Origin of the sequence: Nostoc sp. (assembly GCF_041747015.1) — a bacterium.
GTDB lineage: Bacteria > Cyanobacteriota > Cyanobacteriia > Cyanobacteriales > Nostocaceae > Nostoc.
Map to the genome: position 1 here is coordinate 21626 of NZ_JBGTFY010000050.1, position 7476 is coordinate 29101.

A 7476-nucleotide genomic window follows, 5' to 3' on the forward strand; every position below is an offset into this window, starting at 1 on the left:
GTAGCGTCTTGTAGACAAGAAATGCCTTATTCGCTGCAATTTTATTCAATAGGATTCTATCTGAATTAGTAGTAGCGTTATTGCTGCTTGTGCTAACAGCAACCAACCGTCAACTAGCAATTTTTGGTTGCATCAAAGTTACCTTTGGTACAAACTATTAGTAGAATATATATAACATGATGTATTTTACTAGGCGATGTCTACGACGGGCTGCGCCTACGCCACTACGTATTTGCAAAGACTACTGTTTAGGTTCTCTTACTCTGCGCCTTGGCGGTTCGACTCCTAAATTGGTGCGTTACACAGTGTCAACGCACCCTACAAATTTAAACATCTACTCGTCGATTTGACCAACGCGGCGGATATTCAAAATGTCGCTCATCTTCTTAATTTGGACAAACACTTGCTCTAGTTGAGAGCGATCGCGTATATCTATTCCTAAGTCCATCAATGCAGGTTGACTAATAGCGGTTTTCACCTGGGCATGGCGGACATTGATCCCTTGGTCACTTAAGCGTGACAAAATATCCTTTAATACCCCCACACGATCAAGGGCTTCAATTTGCACATCCACTGGGTACGTGTGCGGACGACCACTATTTTCGGCGGCTGCGTTCCATCTGACTGGTACTAGGCGCTCATACTCCACACACTCCAGATTATTGCAGCCTTGGCGATGAATCGAAATCCCCCTACCTCGCGTCACCACACCAATAATCGGTTCGCCAGGAATCGGGGTACAACACCCAGCTAAATAATACACCAACCCTTCTACCCCAACAATGGGCGAATCTGTGGAGCGGAAGGTAGTTGCAGGTGCATCTCGCAAAGCTTTTGATGTAGTTGCTTCTTTAGGGATAAATGGTGGCACAGTGGAAACTGGTTGTTGTCCCTTCGCAACTTCTCGCCAACGATTTAACACTAGGTTTAACGTAACTTCGCCGTAACCCAAACCAGCGAGTAAATCTTCTACGCTGTGGTAGTTACACTTTTCGGCGACAGTCTCCATCGCATCTGACTTCAGTAAACTATCAAAACCAGTTTTACCAAGTTCTTTTTCTAACAATTCCCGTCCACGAGCTACATTTTCTTCGCGGCGCGATCGCTTGTACCATTGTTTAATCCGATACTTTGCTGCCGAAGTTCTGACGAAGTTCAACCAATCCAAACTCGGATGGCAGTTCTTTTGGGTAATAACCTCTACAATATCCCCATTTTGCAACCGCGTTGACAGAGGTACCATTCGCCCATTCACCCGCGCCCCTGCACAATGATTCCCCACTTCGGTATGAATCCGATAAGCAAAATCTATACTTGTAGCTCCAGGACTCAAAGGCACAACATCACCTTTAGGCGTGAAGACATAGACATCATCTTCAAACAGATTATCTTTGACACTATCAAGATATTCTTGTGCGTCCTTAAGATCACTTTGCCATTCCAGCAGATGCCGCAGCCAAGTAAACTTGTCATCTGTCGCTGTCAAATGGCTAATGCTAGAACCTCCTGTTTCTTTGTACTTCCAATGAGCGGCAATTCCATACTCGGCGATATGATGCATTTCGATTGTCCGAATTTGCACTTCTAAAGGACGACCAGTTAGGCCAATCACCCCAGTATGCAATGACTGGTAACGGTTAGGCTTTGGCAGTCCAATATAGTCCTTAAATCTCCCAGGAATTGGGCGAAAAGCATCATGAACCACCGCCAACGCTCGATAGCATTCCTCATTGGTTTGGACAATAATCCGCAGCGCTGCCAAATCGTAAATTTCATTAAATTCCTTTTGCTGCCGTTGCATTTTTTGGTAAATGCTATAAAGGTGCTTCGGACGACCGTTGATATCCTGGCAGTGAATTCCGGTCTGCTGCAAACGTTCCCGCAAAATGTCTGTAGCTTTGGCTAATTTCTCTTCTCGCGCCGTCCGTTTTTCAGAAACATATTCCTGCATTTGGCGGAAAGCTTCGGGTTCCAAATATTTAAAAGCCAAATCTTCCAGTTCCCATTTAATTCTCCAAATCCCCAACCGATTGGCTAAAGGTGCAAAGATATCTCGCGTTTCTTGGGCACTGCGGCGGCGGCTGGCTTCTGACATATATTGTAGAGTTCGCATATTATGCAAACGGTCTGCCAACTTCACCACAATTACCCGAATATCTTGCGCCATTGCCAAAAACATCCGCCGGAAGTTTTCGGCTTGGCTTTCGGTTTTGCTGGTGAAATTGATCTTAGAAAGCTTGGTGACACCTTCGACCAATTGGCGCACTTCTGGGCCAAAGCGCTCTCCGATTTCTTCACTTGTAACTTCTGTATCTTCAACTACATCATGGAGAAATCCAGCTGCTATCATAGCAGCACTGCCCCCCAAGTCACGCAGCAGTTCAGCTACAGCAATGGGATGAGCAATATATGGTTCTCCCGATTTGCGGTATTGACCTTGATGCAGTTGGTAAGCAAATTCAAATGCGCGACCAATCAAGACTGCATCACTATGCCTTCGGTCATCTTCCGCCACACCGCTAGTTGTCAATGACTCCTTCAAACATTTTTTTAACCATTCCGGAATGGCAAGATCAGGTGATGAATTTATAGCTATGCTGCTCATACAATTTGGTTTATAAGGGGATCGGTAGATAAGTGTGAAATACACAAAACTAGCAGCATTGCCGTCAAAGATGCTGTTGCCCAAAGACGGGTAGAAAAAACAGTGTCAGGATGATTCTTCAATTGCCGATAGAGCAATGCAGGAGCGTCTGGTAGTTATCCAGTGTGAGTCTCAAGGATTATAAAATTGAAAATCCATTGATGGCAAACAAAGCCTCAAACAATAACGATTTGAGGCTTTTAGTGCTGATAAGTGTTTAAGAAAGTTTATTGTAGAAGAAAAATTACTTGACATTAATACTATCTTAATTAGCACTGGATGTCTTTAAACCGTGAGAAATATTTGGCACTCGTAACCTTGCTAGAGCAATTACGCTCCGATGCCACAACTACGCAAATTGATGCACTTGAACTGCGGCAACGTGTAGCCTCGTTGCAGCACTTTTTCCGGCAGCAGATTGTGCCTATAGCTGATGAAAACTCGCAAGTGCAGTCTTATCAAACGGAGATGAGCAAGCAACTGCGCTTGTTGGAAATAGATGTGATGTTTTTGCAAGGAGCGCGGCAGGCATCTACTGTACAAGCGAGACTTCAGACGATTAGCGATCGCTTGACAACTCTCATTCAATACTGTGATGCCATTTTGTAACCAGAAGCAGAAGGAGAAGGAGAGAAATAACAATTGTCCACCTTTTTCTCTAATTACTCCATCATCTCATTTACGTCTGATCATGGAAAGTTATTTTGGTAACAAGTTTAAATTTGGTAAAGGACACTGTGAGAGAGAAAACTATCACTATCTTAAATCTTATAGATAATCAGGAATTATGGAAGTCTCACCAAGGCAGGAGTTTCGCTAATGCATTCCAATTTTGTCATTGAAATTCTCGGCGTTGCAAAATTACGTAAAAATACGCTTTAGAGATTATTCTCTGTTGAAAATCACAACAGAGGGTTAACATACGCAGATGTATCGACATCAGAAAAAGTAAAAGCTAAAAGCCCTACTCAGTTTTGAGCAGGGCTTTGTAAAGTTTTATTGCTAAAATTAGAATTCTTTATCTTAGAAAGCATTCATTATCGTAATGATGCCAACGCTGGTCAACATGATCAAAGCACCCATAATCATAGATTCGCCTAATCGATTGGGTAATTTTGAATTATTCATTGTAAGTAAAATCCTGTTTGTTAATAGTTCCTTAACCATATCAATATCAGTATAAATATCCATAAAATTACTGTAAAACTTAAATTACCGTAACTTTTCTTAGTAAATATGGTAATTCTTACTTATGTATTCTTTTTCACGGAGTATTAAAAATAGAACAAGGCTTAATGCATATGTAGTAATTCCCGAACGTATTAATTACCTAATCTCCGAGCGGAATACGCGCCTTTATGGGGTAAAATAAATCTTAATCAAGGTAGAAATTATTTGAAAAGAAGATTATCATGACAGTCTCCACGGCATCTAAAACCCAAGCGATCGCTTTTGACTTAGAGCAATTAAATCAGCAATTTGAAACTGCCACTCCCAAAGACATACTGGCATGGTCTATAGAGAATATCCCAACGGAATTGGTGCAAACCAGCGCCTTTAACGTAGATGACATGATAATTACCCATATTCTTTACAGTGAACTGAAGCATCCAGTTCCTGTGGTATTTCTCGACACCTTGCACCACTTCCCCGAAAGCCTAGAATTAGTTGCCAAAGCTAAACAAGTCTACAATCTGGATCTGCAAACTTACAAAACTCCAGATGTAGACACCCGCGAAGCCTTTGAAGCCAAGTACGGCGAAAAACTCTGGGACAAAGATATTGCCCAATTCCACCACATTACAAAAATTGAACCACTGCAACGGAGTCTAGACGAACTCAACAGTGTCGCTTGGATCACCGGACGCCGCCGTGACCAAGCAGTAACCCGTGCTAATATGCCCATATTTGAGTTAGATGGTAAAGGCCGGCTGAAAGTAAATCCCATAGCTACCTGGACACGCCAAGATAGCTGGGTTTATGTGGCTGAACACGGAGTCATCTACAACCCTCTACACGACAAAGGTTATCCCAGCATCGGCGACGAACCCATCACCACCAAAATCGGCGAAGGCGAAGACGAACGCGCCGGACGCTGGCGGGGAAGTAATAAAACAGAATGTGGAATTCATATTTAAGGGGAAGTAGGGAGTGGGGAGTCGGGAATATTAAGAAAAGAAGAATTTCCCCCGACTTCCCTTTTCTGCTTAGTCTGCGGTTAGATAACACTGTTGCACAACAAATTTAGAGGCTAGTTTATTGATAACTTTGCTGAAAAAGCTGCTCTAGAGAAGCTAATTCAGCTTGTGTTGCTGCGTCAATCTGTGGCAAAGGTCGCTGCATAATTGAGTAAAGCGATCGCTTTTGCACTTTTGTAGATTGTAAACCAAGTTCCTTCAATTCCTCTCCAATTTTTAATCTCATATTGCCTCGGTCAGCTTTCGTTACATCAGGACTTTGGAGAATAGCTATTTCAATAGCAGGTAAAATAAATTTCTTTACTTTCTCATATTCTCCTGAATAAATAGCATTTTGAGCTTGAGTAACTAGCTCTTTTATAGTTTCTAATGACTCCCAATCTTGCTGTTCACGCTTTTCTATACGAAAAAGCATATAACTATAACCTTCTAGGGGTTTGCCGTCACGCTCAAAAGTTTTAGTTGTTCCAGGTGAACCAAGACAGAGGCTATCATTTACAATACAAAGATTATCGCTGTTTATCTTGTTATCCTGCGCCAAAATTGCAGCAAAATAACCTGCTTTCAGGGAATTACTACCACCTCCATCAGCTTCAGAAAATGTTTGTTGGTAGCCTAGTTCTAACCGACGCTCACCAATATCGAGCAAATCTTCAATACCCCGATATACTGGTTCTGCTAGCTTTATAACACTTGAAAGTTCCGGCACAGGTAACAATTCAGAAAATCTGCCCATCGTCTTAATAAATTTACCGATGGAGTCATTATTAGCTATGCTAAATAAACCTGCTTGTAACTCGACTAATCCATCATTGAAAGGAAATAAAGATGTGAGAGGATAGTTGCACTGAATAACTTTATCCAAATTATCTGCTATTGATTTTTCTAATTGTCCAGGTGCAGCTAAATAAGGAATTATTACAGATTTCCCACCATGATTGAAGCGGACAGCAGCATGAACCACCGGATATCTTTGCTTGAACCATTCTACATCTTTAGCCAAGCGCATCTCCACTAGCCAGATACGACAATAGGCTTCACCTGCAAAAATGGGTTTTTCATCGTAATCTACATCAACTCGATGTTTCGGTAGAGAAAGGGTTTTATATTTTGCAGCCTCACGGCTGAAAGTTTCGGATAAACTCTGGATAAACCTCATTAAATTATTCCTCTGTCACATGAACTTAAATGCGGTGAAATTTGAGTCCAAATAGCACGAATGGGAATACCTCCCGTTGAACCTGGAGTTACAGAACGTCCTATACCGGGATTTCCTTGATGAATTGCAATCAATTCCCATTGGCGATTAAAAATTGGTGCGCCAGAGGAACCGTCATCAGTTTTCACATTGTAGTTAATGTAATCTTCTCCTACTTGCGTAATTTGTCCAAAGTCGGAAATTATCACCGGGTTTCCTTGTGGATGATGGATAATACGAACATCTTGATCGCTATCTAATATAGATGTTTCATTAATAAAAACAGCTTTTTGTTGCTGAGGATTATCTTTTATTTTGACTAAAGCGTAGTCAGGACGATTATGATAGCTGACAAAAGTCATATCTAGTTCAAATAAATCATTGTCTAACTGACGGCTGTCAGCATTGTAGTTAAAACGTACCCAAGCTTGTCTAACTTGGGTTTTACTGAAAATGTGATTGCAGGTTAGTAATAGATTTTTACCTACCAATACTCCTGTACCAATACCCATTCCCTTGGGTGATTCGATTCTGCAAACAGTGTTACGAGCCTTTAAAGCGCTGAAGTTTTCTCGGCCCCGTTCAACCAATTTGGTAAATAAGTCTACATCTTGGTCTTCCAACTCATAACTTCCTTTTCGATTAAGTAGATACTGTAATAATTTGACCATTGGGTGATCATCTAATCGCTGATTAGAGACTTTATAATCTTTAAATTTTGCTACTACTCTGTTACTGAATTCTACAGGATTACTAATAAAATTTAGAGGTCTAATAAAAGAATCTTCAACACCAGATGAGCTAAATACACTTCTCCAACTACTTGCATTTTCAAACCTCGTAGCAAAGAATTTTTCTAAACTCTCCTCTAAACATACAACATCATTTTGCTCTAAAAATATTTCAGGATTCATGACGTTCTCATTTGTCCAACTTAAACTATAATTTTCAGTTGCAAATAACGAATTGTCAAAAGCTTGAGTAGCTGGGACAGAGAATGAATCAGCGACAAGTTCTGATGTTTGTTGCTGAACTATCTCATCTAACTGGAGATTATATGTTTGCACGTTGTTGCTTAAAATTGGGGTTATGATTATAGGATCTGTAATAGTCTGGGTATAATTGACCTGATTAAATCGACGCTTCAAATCCTGAATAAACTCTTCCAGTGAATTTTTTTGAATACGGTGTTTTTTCAAAGCTATTTCAATCTGTTTTAAGACAGTTTCATATAGATTATCAATATATTCTTTCCGTAGAGCTTTTGAGTTATCTAGCTCAAATGACCAGTAATTATAAGCTGCTGCGCAGCTTGATTGTATAATGTGATATTAAGTAAAAAAGCTATCATCAGCTATATATGCCAGCAAAAAACCATCTTTATCAAGAGCAGAAGGAACGGCTATTAAAAACGTTAAAAGAACATGAAAATCCTT

5 protein-coding genes are annotated in these 7476 nt (G+C 40.7%); 2 read left to right on the plus strand and 3 right to left on the minus strand.

Going from position 1 to position 7476, the window contains the following annotated elements; all coding sequences use genetic code 11:
* Positions 1 to 334 precede the first annotated feature (334 nt).
* On the minus strand, positions 335 to 2605 hold the full coding sequence (locus ACEW80_RS03825) for a bifunctional (p)ppGpp synthetase/guanosine-3',5'-bis(diphosphate) 3'-pyrophosphohydrolase (RefSeq protein ID WP_373525317.1): 2271 nt from the start codon (positions 2603 to 2605) through the stop codon (positions 335 to 337).
* A 318-nt stretch (positions 2606 to 2923) separates the two neighbouring features.
* Between ACEW80_RS03825 and patD the strand changes: the two genes are divergently transcribed.
* Both patD and cysH read left to right on the plus strand, forming a co-directional pair.
* Positions 2924 to 3253 carry a heterocyst frequency control protein PatD gene (gene patD, locus ACEW80_RS03830; protein ID WP_373525318.1) on the plus strand — a complete coding sequence of 110 codons (330 nt, stop codon included), beginning with the start codon at positions 2924 to 2926 and terminating at the stop codon, positions 3251 to 3253.
* An 803-nt stretch (positions 3254 to 4056) separates the two neighbouring features.
* A complete protein-coding gene (gene cysH, locus ACEW80_RS03835; RefSeq protein WP_373525319.1) occupies positions 4057 to 4782 on the plus strand; it encodes a phosphoadenosine phosphosulfate reductase in 726 nt (241 codons plus the stop codon).
* A 118-nt stretch (positions 4783 to 4900) separates the two neighbouring features.
* Here the strand turns inward: cysH and ACEW80_RS03840 are convergent, their stop codons facing one another.
* Together ACEW80_RS03840 and ACEW80_RS03845 are read right to left on the minus strand one after the other, a co-directional pair.
* Complete coding sequence (locus tag ACEW80_RS03840) at positions 4901 to 6001, minus strand: hypothetical protein (RefSeq protein ID WP_373525320.1); 1101 nt, start codon at positions 5999 to 6001, stop codon at positions 4901 to 4903.
* The gene (locus ACEW80_RS03845) at positions 6001 to 7239 is read right to left on the minus strand and encodes a trypsin-like peptidase domain-containing protein (protein ID WP_373525321.1); all 1239 of its coding nucleotides are present in this window, start codon (positions 7237 to 7239) and stop codon (positions 6001 to 6003) included. The genes ACEW80_RS03840 and ACEW80_RS03845 overlap by 1 nt, the downstream gene beginning before the upstream one ends.
* Positions 7240 to 7476: the final 237 nt, after the last annotated feature.

Excerpts from the sequence above, each read along its gene's own strand:
- ACEW80_RS03840 (WP_373525320.1), bottom strand. The coding sequence starts at position 6,001 with ATGAGGTTTATCCAGAGTTTATCCGAAACTTTCAGCCGTGAGGCTGCA.
- cysH (WP_373525319.1), top strand. The coding sequence starts at position 4,057 with ATGACAGTCTCCACGGCATCTAAAACCCAAGCGATCGCTTTTGACTTA.
- ACEW80_RS03825 (WP_373525317.1), bottom strand. The coding sequence starts at position 2,605 with ATGAGCAGCATAGCTATAAATTCATCACCTGATCTTGCCATTCCGGAA.
- patD (WP_373525318.1), top strand. The coding sequence starts at position 2,924 with ATGTCTTTAAACCGTGAGAAATATTTGGCACTCGTAACCTTGCTAGAG.